This window comes from Streptomyces sp. G5(2025) (genome assembly GCF_049542075.1).
In the GTDB taxonomy this organism is placed as follows: Bacteria; Actinomycetota; Actinomycetes; order Streptomycetales; family Streptomycetaceae; genus Streptomyces.
On record NZ_JBMUZT010000002.1, the window covers coordinates 257635 to 273516 of the forward strand.

Annotated in this window: 15 protein-coding genes and 1 pseudogene; 10 read left to right on the plus strand and 6 right to left on the minus strand. The window is 72.6% G+C overall.

The window, feature by feature from the left end:
• Nucleotides 1-19 precede the first annotated feature (19 nt).
• Together ACOBQB_RS01615 and ACOBQB_RS01620 are read right to left on the minus strand one after the other, a co-directional pair.
• Nucleotides 20-1921, minus strand: a complete 1902-nt coding sequence (locus ACOBQB_RS01615) for an ABC transporter ATP-binding protein (RefSeq protein WP_423588173.1) — start codon at nt 1919-1921, stop codon at nt 20-22.
• A gap of 97 nt (nt 1922-2018) precedes the next feature.
• Nucleotides 2019-3398 (minus strand): MFS transporter, encoded by a 1380-nt coding sequence (locus ACOBQB_RS01620; protein WP_423588175.1) that lies wholly within the window; start codon nt 3396-3398, stop codon nt 2019-2021.
• 143 nt (nt 3399-3541) lie between these two features.
• Between ACOBQB_RS01620 and ACOBQB_RS01625 the strand changes: the two genes are divergently transcribed.
• Both ACOBQB_RS01625 and ACOBQB_RS01630 read left to right on the plus strand, forming a co-directional pair.
• Nucleotides 3542-4282 (plus strand): DeoR/GlpR family DNA-binding transcription regulator, encoded by a 741-nt coding sequence (locus ACOBQB_RS01625; RefSeq protein ID WP_423590325.1) that lies wholly within the window; start codon nt 3542-3544, stop codon nt 4280-4282.
• 23 nt (nt 4283-4305) lie between these two features.
• Nucleotides 4306-4983: an HAD family hydrolase gene (locus ACOBQB_RS01630; protein WP_423588176.1), complete on the plus strand. Its 678-nt coding sequence runs from the start codon at nt 4306-4308 to the stop codon at nt 4981-4983.
• Here the strand turns inward: ACOBQB_RS01630 and ACOBQB_RS01635 are convergent.
• Entirely contained in the window at nt 4973-5581 is a 609-nt protein-coding gene (locus tag ACOBQB_RS01635) for a TetR/AcrR family transcriptional regulator (RefSeq protein ID WP_423588178.1), read from the minus strand. The two genes, ACOBQB_RS01630 and ACOBQB_RS01635, sit on opposite strands and share 11 nt — an antisense overlap.
• A 140-nt stretch (nt 5582-5721) precedes the next feature.
• Here ACOBQB_RS01635 and ACOBQB_RS01640 point away from each other — a divergent pair, with 140 nt between their 5' ends.
• The 3 genes from ACOBQB_RS01640 to ACOBQB_RS01650 all read left to right on the plus strand — a co-directional run bounded on the left by ACOBQB_RS01640 (nt 5722) and on the right by ACOBQB_RS01650 (nt 8641).
• Complete coding sequence (locus ACOBQB_RS01640; protein ID WP_423588179.1) at nt 5722-7221, plus strand: cytochrome P450; 1500 nt, start codon at nt 5722-5724, stop codon at nt 7219-7221.
• Nucleotides 7222-7310: 89 nt separating this feature from the next.
• Complete coding sequence (locus tag ACOBQB_RS01645) at nt 7311-7613, plus strand: hypothetical protein (protein ID WP_423588181.1); 303 nt, start codon at nt 7311-7313, stop codon at nt 7611-7613.
• The gene (locus ACOBQB_RS01650) at nt 7610-8641 is read left to right on the plus strand and encodes a glutathione S-transferase family protein (RefSeq protein WP_423588182.1); all 1032 of its coding nucleotides are present in this window, start codon (nt 7610-7612) and stop codon (nt 8639-8641) included. Before ACOBQB_RS01645 ends, ACOBQB_RS01650 begins: the two co-directional genes overlap by 4 nt.
• 83 nt (nt 8642-8724) lie before the next feature.
• On the opposite strand, the gene ACOBQB_RS01655 is transcribed toward ACOBQB_RS01650, so the two are convergent.
• A complete protein-coding gene (locus tag ACOBQB_RS01655; protein ID WP_423588184.1) occupies nt 8725-8955 on the minus strand; it encodes a hypothetical protein in 231 nt (76 codons plus the stop codon).
• Nucleotides 8956-9011: 56 nt separating this feature from the next.
• A complete protein-coding gene (locus ACOBQB_RS01660; RefSeq protein WP_423590326.1) occupies nt 9012-9572 on the minus strand; it encodes a TetR/AcrR family transcriptional regulator in 561 nt (186 codons plus the stop codon).
• Between the two features lie 226 nt (nt 9573-9798).
• On the opposite strand from ACOBQB_RS01660, the gene ACOBQB_RS01665 reads away from it, so the two are divergent.
• Nucleotides 9799-11220, plus strand: a complete 1422-nt coding sequence (locus tag ACOBQB_RS01665) for a purine-cytosine permease family protein (protein ID WP_423588186.1) — start codon at nt 9799-9801, stop codon at nt 11218-11220.
• A gap of 63 nt (nt 11221-11283) precedes the next feature.
• Complete coding sequence (locus ACOBQB_RS01670; protein ID WP_423588188.1) at nt 11284-12954, plus strand: amidohydrolase; 1671 nt, start codon at nt 11284-11286, stop codon at nt 12952-12954.
• A 93-nt stretch (nt 12955-13047) separates the two neighbouring features.
• On the opposite strand, the pseudogene ACOBQB_RS01675 reads toward ACOBQB_RS01670, so the two are convergent.
• Nucleotides 13048-13505: pseudogene (locus ACOBQB_RS01675) on the minus strand (nucleotide disphospho-sugar-binding domain-containing protein); the annotation flags it as partial.
• A 453-nt stretch (nt 13506-13958) separates the two neighbouring features.
• On the opposite strand from ACOBQB_RS01675, the gene ACOBQB_RS01680 reads away from it, so the two are divergent.
• From ACOBQB_RS01680 to ACOBQB_RS01690, 3 genes are all read left to right on the plus strand, one after another.
• A complete protein-coding gene (locus ACOBQB_RS01680) occupies nt 13959-14327 on the plus strand; it encodes a hypothetical protein (protein WP_423588190.1) in 369 nt (122 codons plus the stop codon).
• A gap of 62 nt (nt 14328-14389) precedes the next feature.
• Complete coding sequence (gene rpmF, locus ACOBQB_RS01685) at nt 14390-14560, plus strand: 50S ribosomal protein L32 (RefSeq protein WP_423588192.1); 171 nt, start codon at nt 14390-14392, stop codon at nt 14558-14560.
• A gap of 12 nt (nt 14561-14572) precedes the next feature.
• Nucleotides 14573-15772, plus strand: a complete 1200-nt coding sequence (locus ACOBQB_RS01690; protein WP_423588194.1) for a GTP-binding protein — start codon at nt 14573-14575, stop codon at nt 15770-15772.
• The last annotated feature ends 110 nt before the right edge of the window (nt 15773-15882 follow it).

Here is a 15882-nt window from a genome sequence, read left to right on the forward strand (position 1 = left end):
TCCGGCTCGCCGTGGCCGCTCACGCCGGAGCCGAGGTCGACGCGGCCAGGAACTGGGTCGCCGCCAGTTCGCCGTACAGCGGGTCCGCCGCCACCAGTTCGGCGTGCGTTCCTGTCGCCCGGACCTTCCCCGCGTCCATCACCACGATCCGGTCCGCCAGCATCACCGTGGACAGACGGTGGGCCACCACCAGGACCGTCACCTCGCGCGACACCTCTGTCACGACGTCCCGCAGCGCCAGTTCGTTGACCGCGTCCAGTTGTGAGGTCGCCTCGTCGAGCAGGAGCAGGCGGGGTTTTCTGAGCAGCGCCCTGGCGATCGCCACCCGCTGCCGCTCCCCGCCGGACAGCTTGGAGCCCCGGTGGCCGACCACCGTCTCCAGGCCTTCCGGCAGCCGTTCGACGACGCCGTCGAGGCGGGCGCGCACGAGGACCTCGCGGACCTCGGCGTCGGTGGCGTCGGGCGCGGCGAAGAGGAGGTTCTCGCGGAGGGTGCCCGCGAGGACGGGCGCGTCCTGCTCCACGTAGCCGATGGCCGACCGGAGCTGGGCCAGCGGCCACTGCCGCACGTCCTTGCCGTCGACGAGTATCCGCCCGCCCGTCGCCTCGTAGAACCGTTCGATCAGGCCGAACACCGTCGTCTTGCCCGCACCGGACGGGCCCACGAAAGCGGTCATGCCGGGCCCCGGCACGTCGAAGCTCACGCCGTGGTGGACGTATGGGAGGTCGTCGCGGTAGCGAAAGGTCACGTTCTCGAAGGCCACGGCAGCCGGACCGCCGCCGGCGTGCCCCGCCGCCCGCTCCGTCTCCGGGTGCGTCTTCGGGTGCGTCTTCGGGCCCGTGTCCGGGTCCGCATCCGGGTCCGTCTCCTCTGTTTCGAGTCGCTCCGCCTGCACGATCCGTGCGATCGCCGCCGAGCCCACCTGATACTGCGAGGCCGCCTCGACCAGCCGCGACACCGGGTCGATCAAGTAGAAGAGGAAGAGCAGGAAGGCCACCAGCGTCGAAATGGATATCGCGCCGGACGCGACCCGCGCGCCGCCGATCCCGAGCACCGCGAGGAATGACACCTGCACGGAGAGCCCGACCGAACTCCACGCCACCGACTGCCACTTCGCCGCCCGCACGCCGTGCCGCCACGCCTCCTGCGCGGCCTCCTGCACCGCCTCCGCCTCCCGCCCCTCGGCACCGGACGCCTTGAGCGTGCGGAAAGCTCCGAAGGCGCGTTCGAGCGCGGTCGAGATCGTGCCCACCGCCTCCTGGGCGCGCCGCGTCGCCTGCGCGATCTTCGGCATGACGAGGGAGACCGCGCCCCCGATCAGTACGATCACGCCGAGGGTGACACCCAGCAGCACCGGGTCCATCAACGCCATCAGCACGATTGTCGCGATGAAGGTCAGTCCGCCGGACGCCGCGGACACCACGGACTGCGTGGTCACGGCCCGCAGCAGCGTGGTGTCGGAGGTGACCCGGGACATCAGGTCGCCGGGTTGGGTGCGCTCCACCTCCGGGAGGCGCAGCCGCAGCAGCCGACCGATCAGCGTGCGCCGGGCGGCGAACACCACGGATTCGGCGGTGCGCTCCAGGACGTACGCGCCGACCGACTCGATCGCGGTACCGAGGACCACGAGCGCGGTGAGGAGCACCAGGATGCCGGCGATCGAGTCGTCGGCGCCGAGCCGGTCCACGAGCGCCTTGGCCGCGAGCGGCTGCGCGAGGCCGGACGCCGCACCGATCAGCGTCAGGAACGCGCCGAGGGCCACGGCGGCGCGGTGCGGGCGGAAGTGGCGGTACAGGGCACGCCAGGTCTCCCCGGCCGGGAGCCGCTCGGGTTCAGCGGCGGAATCGGCGAAATCGGCGGGATCGGCGGGATCGGCGGGATCGGGGGTCTTCTCGGCGGAGGCGGAAGCTGCGTCGGTCACGTCCGGCAAGACGCAGCCGCGCGTGATCCACCTGACTCGCGGCGCGCACACGTCGTAGGCGTACCCGTACCCGTACCCGTACAGGGATACGACGGACTCAACCCCCCACGGGGCTGCTCTCCCCCTCATCCGGCCCTGCCGACGACTTCTTCGCCCGGGTGGCGGACCGCGTCGCCACCCCCGCCTCCCGGGACGCGCTCCGGCGCCACTTCCTCGCGGGGCTCCCGCCACCCTGATCAAGGATGCCCGCCGCGCACACGGCGACGGCACAGAACGCCACCGGCAGGAAGAACGTGAGGTTGAGCGGCACGAGGTGGGTCAGCGGCCCGATGACGGCGGGGCCGGCCAGCATGCCGAGGTAGCCGAGTCCCGCGACGCGGGAGACGTTGACCCCGGCGGCGTCCTCCTCCGCGTGGCCCGCGGCGCTGAAGAGCTGGGGTACGCAGCCGGAGAGTCCCGCGCCGAACAAGGTCCAGCCGAGGAGCGCCGACGGGATCCAGGGCGACAGCGCCGCCACCGTCAGTCCGACCGCCGCCAGCGCCGCGCCGTAGCGGAGGATCGCCACGGGGCCGACGCGGGCCGCCACCCGGTCGGCGAGCAGGCGGCCGACGGTCATGGCGGTGGAGAAGACGCCGTAGGCGAGGGCGGCGGTGGCGGCGGGTGCGTCCAGGACGTCACGGAGGTGCAGCACGCTCCAGTCGTTGGCCACGCCTTCGCAGAGCATCAGCATGAAGGCGAGGGCGGCAAGGGCCCAGACACGCCGGGGAGTCCGGCGGCGTGACGTCGTACCGCCGCCGCCGGCTTCGGCACCGTCGCCCGAGGTCGCGTCACCCGAGGTCGCGTCACCCGAGGTCGCGTCACCCGAGGTCGCGCTGCCCGAGGTCGCATCGCCCGCGGCCCTCGTACCAGCGTCCGGTCCCGGCCGCAGCAGCGCGGGCGCGGACAGCGCGGCGGCCACCAGGCCGAGCAGCGCCACTCCGCCGAGGGTCGCCGCGGGACTCCAGCCCCAGCTGAGCGTACGGGCGCCGGCCAGCGCGGCGATGACACCGCCGATCGAGAACGTGGCGTGGAAGGCGGACATGACGGGCCGTCGGTAGCCGCGCTCCACCTGGACCGCGTGGGCGTTCATGCTGACGTCCAGGCAGCCGTTGCCGAGCCCGAGGGCGAGCAGGGCCGCGCCCAGTGCCCACACGTTCGTGGCGAGGCCGGGGAGGACGACGGCCGCGCTGCACAGCGCGGCGCTGACCGGCACGACGACGCGGGCACCGAGACGGTCGGTGAGGGGACCGACGACCTGCATGCCGGCGAAGGCTCCCGCGCCGAGCAGCAGCAGGAGCCAGCCGAGCACGGCGTGGCTGATCCCCGCACGGTCCTCGACGGTGGGGATGTGGACGATCCACATCCCCAGGAGGAAGCCGTTCAGGGCGAAGTACGCGAAGGTGGCCAGCCGCCCGGCCCGCAGTGTTGTTCGTTCCATGGCCTCGAACATAACGAACATGATGCATGTTCGGAAGGTTGCCTTACGAACATATCGAGTGTTTGAATCACGAGGTGACCAAGACGAGCAGTACAAGCGGTACAACCAGTGCGAGCAGTGGGAGCAGTGCGAGCAGAGACCGGCTGCGGCAGATCACCGAGGCCGTGCGGGAGGCGGGCCGGCTCGGCGTCGCGGAGCTCGCGGAACTCACCGGCGCTTCCGAGATGACCATCCGGCGCGACCTGGAGGCCCTGGCCGAGCAGGGCGTACTGGAGCGCTATCGCGGCGGCGCGCGGAGCCTGCTGCTGCGCGGGGAGGAACCGCCGTTCGCACTGCGGGAGCAGGACGGCCCGGAGGTGAAGCGGCGCATCGCCGCCGAGGTGGCCGGGCTGATCGCCGACGGGGAGTCCGTCGTCGTGGACAGCGGCACCACCTGCCTGGAGGTCGCTCGCGCGCTGGAAACCCGGCGGCTGACCGTGATGCCGCTCTCCCTCCAGGCGGTGAACGCGCTCAGCGGCGCCCCCCGCCTGACGCTGCTCGTGCCCGGCGGGCGGCCGCGCCCCGGCGAGCTGGCCCTGACCGGCCCGCTCACCACCGCCTCGCTGGCCGCGCTGCGCTTCGACACCGCCGTCATCGGATGCTGCGGCCTGACCGCGGCGGACGGCCTGACCGCCTACGACCTGGACGACGCCGCGGTCAAACGGGCCGCGATCGCCTCGTCCCGCCGCGTCATCGCCGTCGCGGACGCCGGCAAGCTCTCCCGCACCGCCCTCGCCTTCGTCGCGCCCGCCACCGCCCTGCACGCCATCGTCACCGACGGCGCCGCGCCGGACGAGGAGACCGACGCGCTGGCCGCGGCGGGCGTGACCGTACGAAAGGTATGACCCCGGTGAAAGGTGTGACCCCGGTGACCGACACGACGCGCCATATGAACCCTCCGACGGACAGCCCCGGCGACAGCCACAGTTCCGGCGCCAGCCACAGCCACAGCATCCTCCTCTTCGACATGTTCGGCGTCATAGCGCGCCACCAGTCCAAGGACGGCAGGGCCCGCCTGATCGCCACCGCGGGCGTGCCGGAGGTGCCCTTCTGGGAGGCCTACTGGGGGCTGCGTCAGCCGTACGACCGCGGTGACGTGACCGGCCGCGGCTACTGGCGCCAGGTGGCCGACGCCCTCGGCACCGGCTTCGGGCACGAGCGGGTCGCGCGGCTCATCGAGGCCGACATCGTGAGCTGGAGCGGCGTCGACGACACGATGGTGACGTTGATCGAGGAGCTCGCGGCGGCGGGCGAGCGGATCGCGCTGCTGTCCAACATCCCCGAAGAGCTGGCCGTCCACTACGAAGAGCGGCACGCCTGGCTCAAGCACTTCCAACTGCGCGCGTTCTCCTGCCGCATCGGCCACGCCAAGCCCGAGCCGGGTGCCTACCGCTGGTGTCTGGACGCCCTGTCCACCGAGGCGAACCGGGTGCTGTTCGTCGACGACCGCGAGGAGAACATCCGGGCCGCCGAGGCCTGCGGCCTGCGCGGTCATCTCTTCACCACCCCGGCCGCCCTGCGGAGGACGCTGCGGCTCAGCGCGTGATCGCGCCCAGCAGCGCCTTGGCGCACAGGTCGCGCACCTGTTCGCGTGTCAGGTCCTGTTCGGCCAGCCACTCCAGGCAGACGGCCACCATGAAGGCGAGCCAGCCCCGCACCGCGAGGCGCAGCGCGGGCGGGTCGCGGACGATGTCCGTGACCTCCGGGTCCGCGGCGAGGGCCGCGAGGATCTGCCGCTCCTGGGCCGCGAGACCCTGGCCGTAGACCTCGCGGACCAGCGGGTCGCCCGCCGCCTCGGCCCGGTGGAAGGCGCGAAATCCCTGCGCGTGGCTCTCCGCATAGCCGAGGAACGCGTCGAGTCCGGCGCTGATCTGCTCCCGCACCGGCAGACCCGGCACCGCCGCCGTCAGGCGCAGCATGCGTTCGCTCTCGCGCTGCACGACGGCGGCGAAGAAGTCCCTCTTCGTCGGGAAGTAGTGGTACAGGAGTCCACGGGAGACGCCCGCGATCTCCGCGACCCGCTCGATCCACACATCGTCGTAGGGCTTCTGCGCGAAGAGGCGCGCCCCGACGGAAAGCAGCTGCTCACGCCGCTCCTGAGTGCTCATCCTGCGGCGCGTGCGCTCCTGTGGGTTCGCGGCCATGCGGGCACTTTACTCGACTTACTTGACGTGAATTCAATAGCGGGACCAGACTGGGGACGCTTATTGAATCCGCGTATAACAGGCCGCTACGGGGTCCGCCTGTGGTCCCAACCGGCCCTCCAGGCAAGGGAGATGGGCACATGGCGCAGACGACGCGGTCCGCGGCCGGCCAGCCGGGGCCGGCGGCTCCCCCGTCACCCCCGCCACCTCCTCCCAAGGGCTTTCGCAGCGCGGAGCTGGGCTGGCCCGAGCTGCACCGAATACCGCATCCACCGCGCCGTCTGCCTTTTCTCGGCGACGTCCTGGGTGCCGACGCGCGGACGCCGTTGCAGGACTCGATGCGGCTGGGACAGCGGCTCGGGCCCATATTCCGGCGCAAGGCGTTCGGCAAGGAGTTCGTCTTCGTGTGGGGCGCCGGCCTCGTCGCCGACCTGGCCGACGAGTCGCGCTTCGCCAAGCACGTGGGCCTCGGGGTGGCCAACCTCCGTCCGGTCGCGGGCGACGGGCTGTTCACGGCGTACAACCACGAACCCAACTGGCAACGGGCGCACGACATCCTCGCCCCGGGGTTCAGCCGCGAGGCGATGGCGGGGTACCACCCGCTGATGCTGGACGTCGCCCGGCAGCTGACGGCGCGCTGGGACGAGCGGGAGTCGGCGGGCCGGGCGGTGGACGTGCCGGGCGACATGACGAAGTTGACGCTGGAGACGATCGCCCGCACGGGCTTCGGGCACGACTTCGGCTCGTTCGAGCGGTCGGCGCCGCACCCCTTCGTGCGGGCCATGGTCGGCACGCTGTCCTTCGCCCAGCGCCGCAACGTCGTCCCTCCGCTGCTGGCCCCGCTGGTGCTGCGCGGCGCCGACCGGCGCAACGACGCCGACATGGCGTACCTCAACCACACCGTGGACGCGGTGGTCGCCGCCCGCCGCGCCTCGTCCGGTTCGGGTGGCCACGGCGATCTGCTCGACCGCATGCTGGAGGTGGCCCACCCGGAGACCGGGGAGCGGCTGTCTCCGGAGAACATCCGCCGCCAAGTCATCACCTTCCTTGTCGCCGGCCATGAGACGACCTCCGGAGCGCTGTCCTTCGCGCTGCACTATCTGTCGCGTTCTCCGGAGGTACTCGCCCGCGCGCGGACGGAGGTCGACGAGGTGTGGGGCGCCGATGGGGAGCCCGCTTACGAACAAGTGGCCAAGTTGCGGTACGTACGCCGGGTGCTCGACGAGTCGCTGCGACTGTGGCCGACCGCTCCCGGGTTCGCCCGGGAGGCGCGCGAGGACACCACGCTCGGGGGTGAGCACCCGATGCGCCGGGGTGCGTGGGCGCTGGTCCTCGCCACGATGCTGCACCGTGATCCGGCCGCGTGGGGCGAGCGCCCCGAGGAGTTCGATCCCGACCGGTTCGCCCCTTCGGCGGTACGCGCGCGGCCCGCCCATGTCTTCAAGCCGTTCGGCACCGGCGCGCGGGCCTGTATCGGACGTCAGTTCGCGCTGCACGAGGCCACGTTGGTCCTCGGTCTGCTGCTGCGCCGCTACGACCTGCACGCCGCCCCCGGCTACCGACTGCGCGTCGCCGAGCGCCTGACCCTCATGCCGGACGGCCTCACTTTGCGGCTCACCCGGCGCTCACCGGCCGCGTAGGAGCGCCATTGTCAGACCCGTGCGCGAGAGTGAAGGTGGGCATCGCCGCGATGCCGCCCACGCCATCCAGCGCAGAGGAGTCGCTCGACATGACCGGCACGACGTCCGAGGAGCTGCTCGCCGCCCAGGCCTGCTTGCGTCTGCTGCACACCGCGCGCGCCGCGCTGTCCGACACGGCGACGGTCTCACCGGCCGCCGCGGCGACGCTGCTGGCGGGCCCGATCGCGGAGGCGGACGACGCGCTGCGCCGCGCCGGCCTCGCGGGGAACGAGGCGGTGCTCCTCGACCGGATCTACGACCTGGCGCCGCCCCCGCGCTCGCCGGAACCGCCGGCCGCCGCCGGGCACGCTCCGGTGTCCCGTTCCTGTGCGCGCGAGGGCGACTGGTCATGAGCGGCTCGGCGGGAAGCCCGGCGGAGGGCAATGCCTCGTACGGCCACAAGGAGTTCAAGCGGTCCAAGAGCCACTTCGCGGACCGTGTCACCGCCGACGGCCGCGACGGCTGGCCGGTGGAGGCGGGCAGGTACCGCCTGGTGGTGAGCCGCGCGTGCCCGTGGGCGGGGCGGGCGCTGGTGGCCCGGCGGCTGCTCGGCCTGGAGAGCGCCCTGTCCCTCGGGATCACCGACCCGATCCAGGACGACCGGAGCTGGCGGTTCACGCTGGATCCCGGCGGCCGCGACCCGGTCCTCGGCATCGGTTTCCTGAGCGAGGCGTACGACGCGCGGGAGAGCGGCTATCCGGGCGGTGTCAGCGTGCCCGCCCTCGTGGACGTGCCGAGCGGCAAGCTGGTGACGAACGACTACCAGCAGATCACCCTGGACTTCACCACCGAGTGGACGGCGCTGCACCGCGAAGGGGCGCCGGACCTCTATCCCGAACCGCTGCGGGACGAGATCGACGCGGTGATGGACGGCATCTACCGCGACGTCAACAACGGCGTGTACCGCGCGGGTTTCGCCACGGAGCAGAGCGCGTACGAAGCGGCGTGCCGCGATGTGTTCCGCCGCCTGGAGCTGACCTCGGAGCGGCTGGCGAGGCGGCGTTATCTCGTCGGGGAGACCATCACGGAGGCGGACATCCGGCTGTTCAGCACGCTGGTGCGGTTCGACGCGGTGTACCACGGCCACTTCAAGTGCAACCGCTGGAAGCTGGCCGAGGACCCGGTGCTGTGGGCGTACGCCAGGGATCTGTTCCAGACGCCGGGGTTCGGGGACACCATCGACTTCGACCACATCAAGCGGCACTACTACCAGGTGCACGCGGGCATCAATCCGACCGGCGTCGTGCCGCTCGGCCCCGACCTCGGCGGGTGGCTGACGCCGCACCACCGTGAGGAGCTGGGCGGGCGGCCGTTCGGCGACGGCACACCGCCGGGCCCTGTGCCCGCCGGGGAGGAGGTGCCGGCCACCGGGCGGCCCTGACCGGCGCCCCTCCACGGCTCCCCGGCCGTGGAGAGGTCAGTGCGGCCCGCCGTGGGGAGGTCAGTGCGGCCCACCGTGGGGGGTCAGTGCGGCCGCCAGGTGAACTTGTCGCCCCCGACCCAGCGCACGGTGTCCGGGTCGTCGAGGTCATGCACGGTGATGCCGGCCATGGAGGCCGCGTCCAGGACGTCCGTGACGGTCTTCGCCGTGCCGACCACCTCCCCGTCGATCTCCACGATGCGGAACGGCGGGCTGCCGGGCTGGACACCGAGGACCGTGATCCGAGGGTTCGCCGTGTACGGGTAGTCGCTCATGCCGGGAACTCTTCCACGGCGAGCCGACGGACCGCCTCGCCAGTCGGCCGCTCGGGCTACTCCCCCGCCCGCCCGACCAGCCGCCGCGCCGCCGAGCGGGCCGCCGCGAGCGCGCTCCTGCGGTCCGCGCCCCGCTGCCCGAGCACCACGCGCGTACTCAACCCGTCCAGGAGCGCGAGGAGTTCACCGGCGCGGCCCGCGCTGTCGTCGGCCGCGAAGACGCCGGCCGCCGCGCCCTGGGCGAGGAGCGTGGCGAGGTCCTCGTGCCAGCCCTGGTCCAGTTCCTCCTGGGCGGTGCGGAGCGGTTCGTTCGCCCCGGCGCGCGCCCATAGCTCGATCCACAGCATCCAGCGCGGGTCGCGCGGCCCCTTCGGCAGGTACAGCTGGAGGAAGCGGTCGAGCTTGCGGGCAGGCGCGGTCCGGCCCGAGAGCAGGACGCGGCGCTCCTCGGTGAGTGCCGCCTCGCTCCAGCGCAGCGCCTCCAGGAAGAGCCGGTCCTTGCTGCCGAAGTAGTACAGGATGTGGCCGCCGCTCGTGCCGAGGCGGTCGGCGAGCGCGGACATGGTGAGCGCGGCGAGACCGTCCGTCGCGATGGCCGTCATCGCCTCCTCCAGCATCCGGTCCCGCGCGACCTGCCCGTCCCGCCGTCGTGCCACGTGCGCTCCCGCTCTTTCTCATCGACCCGTCGCGTGCGCCGACTTCCCTGGCGACCCTATCCCCGCCCGGCCTGCCTGCGTTTTCCGCCGAGGTCTTGACGTGGCCAAGGCCGGTGCCTCACTTTGAATGCCATTCAAACACTTAGAACGGCATTCAAAGTCTGGGTGCCGGGGAGCGAGGTCCCGCATGGCGCAGCATGCCCCGGTGTCCGCCGGGATCGGCACGGGAGTCACCAGCGACGAGGTGTTCCGGGTCGAGACCCACGGCATCGATCCCATCCCCGAAGCGGACCGGCACGGCAGCGCCAAGGACCTGTTCTGGCTCTGGTTCGGCTCCAATCTGACCTTCACCTACGTCATCAACGGCGCCCTCGCGGTCTCCTTCGGCCTCAGCTTCTGGCAGGCCGTGACGGTCGTCGTCATCGGCGGCCTGTCGTTCTTCGTCATCAGCGCCGCGGGCCTGAGCGGCATCCGCACCGGCACCGCGACCCTCGTCATCTCCCGGGCCGCCTTCGGTGTCCTCGGGAACTTCCCCGCCGGACTGCTCAACTGGGTCGTGTCCATCGGCTACACCGTCGTCAACACGGTGGTCGGCACGCTCGCCCTGGAGGTGCTCCTCACCGACCTCGGCCTGGCCGCCGGGCACACGGCACGCGCGCTCGCCCTCGCGGTGACGCTCGCCATGACCTTCGCGGTCGCCATGTGGGGGCACGCGACGGTGCAGCTGGCCGAGCGATGGCTGGCGTACGTCCTGGCGGCCGGTTTCGGTGTGCTGCTGCTTCTCCTGTTGCCGGGCGCGGAGTTCGGCGGGGCCGGGGCGGCGGGTGGCGCGGGGTTCTCCGGCTGGACGCTCGCCTTCGTCGTGATGCTGGCGGGCCCCTTCTCGTACCTGCCGATGCCCGCCGACTACACCCGCTATCTGCCGCCGCAGACCTCGTTGCGCTCGATCACCCTCTCCGGGGCACTCGGCGGGCTGGTCTCCTCCGTGGCGCTCGGCGTCGCAGGGGTGGCCGCCGCGAGCCAGACGGACATGACGGACGCGGTCGCCGGTGTGGAGGGCCTTCTTCCGGGCTGGTTCCGGCCCGTGTTCCTGCTCCTGGTGCTCGGCGGCTGTGTGACGAACTCGATCCTCACGCTCTACTCCTCCAGCCTGAACCTCCAAGTTCTCGGCATTCCGTGGAGCCGCGCCAAGGCCATCGTGATCAGCGTCGTCGTCACGGCACTCGGTTCGCTCGGCGCCCTGTTCCTGACGGACTTCACCGAGTCGCTGCTCAGCTTCCTTTCGCTACTGATCATCGTCTTCGCGCCGTGGGGCGGGGTGTTCCTCGCCGACATGCTGCTGCGCCGCTGCCGTTACGACACCGACGCCCTGCACGCGACGGGGCGCACGGGCGCGTACTGGTATCGCGCCGGTTTCCACCCCGCCGGGATGGCGGCGCTCCTCACCGGCATGGCCTTCGCCGCGCTGACCTGCGACTCCGAGCTGTGGACGGGGCCGCTGGTGGCGCCGCTCGGCGGCGGTGACCTCACCCTGCTCGGCTCCGTAGTCTCCGGGCTCACGTACTGGGCGCCGGCCCGCCGCACCGTCCGGGCCGCGCTCCCTGTCTGACCCGGGCCCTCCCTCGTACGCATGGACAACCACCGCCCGCACCACCTCTGGAGTTCACCTCTCATGACCCGCACGACCGATTTCGCCCCCTCCCCCGCCGACCTGGTGCTGCGGAACGCCCGCGTCCACACTGTCGACCCCGGCCTGCCGGCCGCCGAGGCGCTCGCCGTCCGCGACGGCCGGATCCTCTGGCTCGGGCCCGACGCGGAAGCCGACCGGTGGACAGGGCCGGGCACCCGGATCATCGAGGGGCGCGGGCGGCTCGTCCTGCCCGGCTTCATCGACGCGCACAACCACGTCCGGCTCGGCTCGGACGACGCCTGCGTGCAACTGGCCGGCGCCCGCACCCTCGGGGAGATCCACGACCGGATCCGCGTCTGGCGCGGCGCGCACCCGGACGCCGAGTGGATCGAGGCGGAGGCCTTCGACTACTCCGCGATCCCCGGCGGCCGCATGCCGAGCGCCGCCGACCTCGACCCGGTCACCGCCGACACCCCCGCCTTCGTCCTCAGCTACGACGTCCACACCGCCTGGCTCAACACGGCCGCCCTGCGCCGCCTCGGGATCGACCGCGACCATACGTCCCTGCCGTTCGGCCGCGCCGAGACCGACCCGGAGACCGGCGAACCCACCGGCTTCATCAAGGACTTCGCCGTCAAGGGGCTGAGTCGCGACGGCCACCGGGCGCTGCGCGCGCTCGGCGTCCCGTGGGCGTCGCCCGACCGGCAGTACGGGCGGCTCGCCAAGAGCCTGGACGACGCGATCGGCTACGGCATCACCACGGTCGTCGAACCGCAGAACTCCCTCGACGACCTCGCGCTGTTCGAGCGCGCCCGCGCCGAGGGGCGGCTGCGCTCGCGGATCGTCGCCGCCCTCTTCCACCCGCGCGGCACCGGCGACGCGGACCTGGACGACTTCGCCGCGGCGGCGGAGCGCTTCGCCGACGACCGGTTCCGCGTGGGCCCGCTGAAGCTGTACATCGACGATGTCGTGGAGCCGCGCACGGCCGCCCTCCTGGAGCCGTACGCGGGGTGCGGGCGGCACCGCGGCGAGACCTTCTACCCTGCGCAGGAGTTCGCGGAGCTGCTGGCGAAGCTGGACGCGCGCGGCTTCCAGTGCTTCGTGCACGCCACGGGCGACCGCGGCATCCGCACCGTCCTGGACGCCGTGGCGCACGCCCGCTCCGTGAACGGGCCGCGCGACGCGCGTCACCAGGTCGTGCACGTCGAGTGCCTGGACCCGCGCGACACCCCGCGCTTCGCGGAGCTTGGCGTCGTGGCCTGCATGCAGCCCCGCCACTGCGCGCCCGAGATCGCCGGGCCCGGCAAGGACTGGGCCGAGAACGTCGGGCCCGGCCGCTGGCACAAGGCCTGGCCGATGCGCAGCCTGCACGAGGCGGGCGCGGTGCTCGCCCTGTCCAGCGACTGGAACGTCGCGGAGATGGACCCGATGGCGGGCATCTACACCGCGGTCACCCGCCGCCCGCTCACCGGCGGCGCCGCCTGGCAACCCGCGGAGACCCTGGACGTGGCGACCGCGGTCCACGGTTACACGATGGGCTCGGCCTACGCCAACTTCCTTGAGAACGAACGCGGTTCGCTGACGGTGGGCAAGCTGGCCGATTTCGTCGTGCTGTCCCGTGACATCCTGCGCGTACGCCCGGAGGAGATCCCGGGGACGCGGGCGGACGTCGTCGTGGTGGGCGGTGAGGCGGTCGTCGACCGGGGGTGCTGAGGGCGGCCGCCGCGCAAGGACCACACGCCCGGCCGACCACCACCGCCGGCCGCCACCGGGGCGTTGGAGCAGCCGTCCGAGCAGCCGCCAGCGCAGCCGTCCGATCGCCTTGAGCACGTGGCCCGCGCCGTCCTCCGCGCCGTGCGGCGGGCGATCCCCCGCGGCCGACCGCGCGTACGCACCCTCGCTCGTCAGACGGCGAAGCGCCTCGGTGAGACGGGGAGTGAGGGCCTCGTAGGGCAGCGGCGCGGTCGCCGCGCCCAGTGACGCGAGGCGGGCCGCCCAGAAGGGCAGGTCCGCCATGACCGGCACGGGGACGGCCGGGGCGCCCGCGCGCAGCGCCGCCGCCGTGGTGCCCGCCCCCGCGTGGTGCGCCACCGCGGCCACCTCGGGGAAGAGGAGGGCGTGCGGCACCTCGGGGAAGAGGAGGGCGTGCGGGCGTGCGGCACCTCGCCGACCGTGCGGACGTCGTCTCCGTACGCCGCGAGCCCCGCGCGCCCGGCTCGCGGCACGCCCCGCAAACCGGCCGCGCGCAGCGCCGCCACCGCGATCGGGAGCAGCGGCACCCGTCCCACTCGCCTCAACCTCAGGTTTAGGGTGAGACTCCGGCTCGAAGTCGTGTCGCCGTCATGGCGCCCGCGAGAACCGGCCGACTCGGCGCCGGCCCGCTCGGCCGTCCGGAGATACGCGGCGCCCCCCGGCCGCTGCTGGGACCAGCGGCCGATGTGCAGCCGGTGCGCCTCGGCCGGCTCCCGCGCCCGCTCACCGCGCGGCGGCTCCCTGGCGTCGAAGGCGACCAGTGCACGGGCTTCGGCCAAGACAGCGATGTCCCGCGCGACGACCAAGGAGGTGGGCACGCTTCCCGCTTCCCGTCCGGTGGAGGTCCGCGCCGGGCGAGCGTTCCGTTCAGGACGGAGCGCGGGAGAAGCGTTCCGTTCAAGACCGAGAGCGAGGGAAGCGTTCCGTTCAAGACCGAGCGTGAGGGGCGGCTCGATCATCGCCGCATGTCCACCTTCGCCACCCTGGCCCTCGCGGCCTTCTTGTCCTGCACGGCCCTCGCCCACGTCGTCTTCCCCGCGTATTTCCGCACCCTGGTCCCGGCCTGGCTGCCGTCTCCCTCCATCATCGTCGCCGGGAGCGCTGCCGCCGAACTGGCCGTCGCGGGCCTGCTGTTCGCGCCCACCACGCGCACGGCCGGCGGGTGGTGCGCGGTCGCGCTGCTCGCCGCCTTCCAGGTCTCCCACCTGGACGCCGCACGGCACACGCGCTCCGCCGACCGGTTCCTCGACACGTGGCCCGGGGTGGCGGCGCGGCTCGTCGCGAACGCCGCGTATCTCGCCTGGGCCGTCGCCGTCGCGAGGGTCAGTTGTTAATGGGATCCATTTTCATATAGCGTCGGGGCATCACCCTCGCCCCCACGACCCAGGAGGACGTCATGGCCGTACCCAAGCGGAAGATGTCGCGCAGCAACACCCGGCACCGCCGCGCCCAGTGGAAGGCCAGCACCCCGCAGCTGGTGCCCGTCACGGTCGACGGCGCGCGGCACATGGTCCCGCAGCGGCTGCTCAAGGCCTACGAGCGCGGCCTGCTGCGCCCGGAGAGCTGAGCGCCGAACCGCATGACGCACCCATCGACCGCGGCCCCCGACCGGCTGCCCGTGACCGTCCTGTCCGGCTTCCTCGGCGCGGGCAAGACCACGCTGCTCAACCACGTCCTCGGCAACCGCGACGGCCTGCGCGTCGCGGTGATCGTCAATGACATGAGCGAGGTCAACATCGACGCCGCGCTGGTGCGCGGCGGCGAGGCCGCCCTCTCACGCACCGAGGAACGCCTGGTCGAGCTGACCAACGGCTGCATCTGCTGCACCCTCCGTGACGACCTGCTGGAAGAGGTCGACCGGCTGGCCCGCGAGGGCCGCTTCGACCATCTGCTCATCGAGTCCAGCGGCATCTCCGAACCGATGCCGGTGGCCGCGACCTTCGCCTTCCCCCGTGACGACGGCGCGACGCTCGACGATCTCGCCCGCCTCGACACCATGGTGACGGTGGTGGACGCCGCCAACTTCCTGCCGGAACTGTCCGGCGGGGACGGCCTCGTGGAGCGCGGGCTCGATCAGTACGAGGACGACGAACGCACCGTGAGCGACCTCCTGATGGACCAGGTGGAGTTCGCCGACGTCATCGTCCTCAACAAGCTCGACCTCGTCGACACCGCCACCGCCGAGCGGCTCGCGGCCACCCTCGCGCGCCTCAACCCGCTGGCCCGCGTGGTGCCCGCGACCCGGGGCCGGGTGGACCTCGCCCAGGTCCTCGACACCGGCCTGTTCGACCTGGAGCGCGCCCAGCAGGCTCCGGGGTGGGTGCGGGAGCTGAACGGCGATCATGTCCCGGAGACCGAGGAGTACGGCATTTCGAGCACGGTCTTCCGCGCCGAACGGCCCTTCCACCCGGGGCGGTTGTGGTCCTTCGTCACGGAGGAGATGGACAGCGGGGCCTACGGCCGGATCCTGCGCTCCAAGGGCTTCTTCTGGCTGGCGAGCCGCCCCCGGGTCACGGGCCTGTGGTCGCAGGCCGGTTCGGTGGCGCGCTTCGAACCCTCGGGGGCGCGCACGGCGGACGACGCGCAGGGCCAGGAGCTGGTGTTCATCGGTACGGAACTGCGTGCCGAGCCCCTCAAGGCCGCGCTGACGCGTTGCCTTATCGACGCCGGAGCGGAGGCGCCGGGGCACGACCCCTTCCCGGCGTGGGACACGCACGGCGTCGACGCATGTGAGGCGGAAGCCCCGTCGGCAGCCGCGGCCGCAGGCCGGTCGGCGTAGCAGGCCGCCGCAGGCCGCCCCCGGCCAGGCCGGGTCGCGCGAACGGTGCGCCTCTTGTCCGCGCGATCACCCAGCGGGCACTGTGGCTGGCACATCCGTCACCACCGACG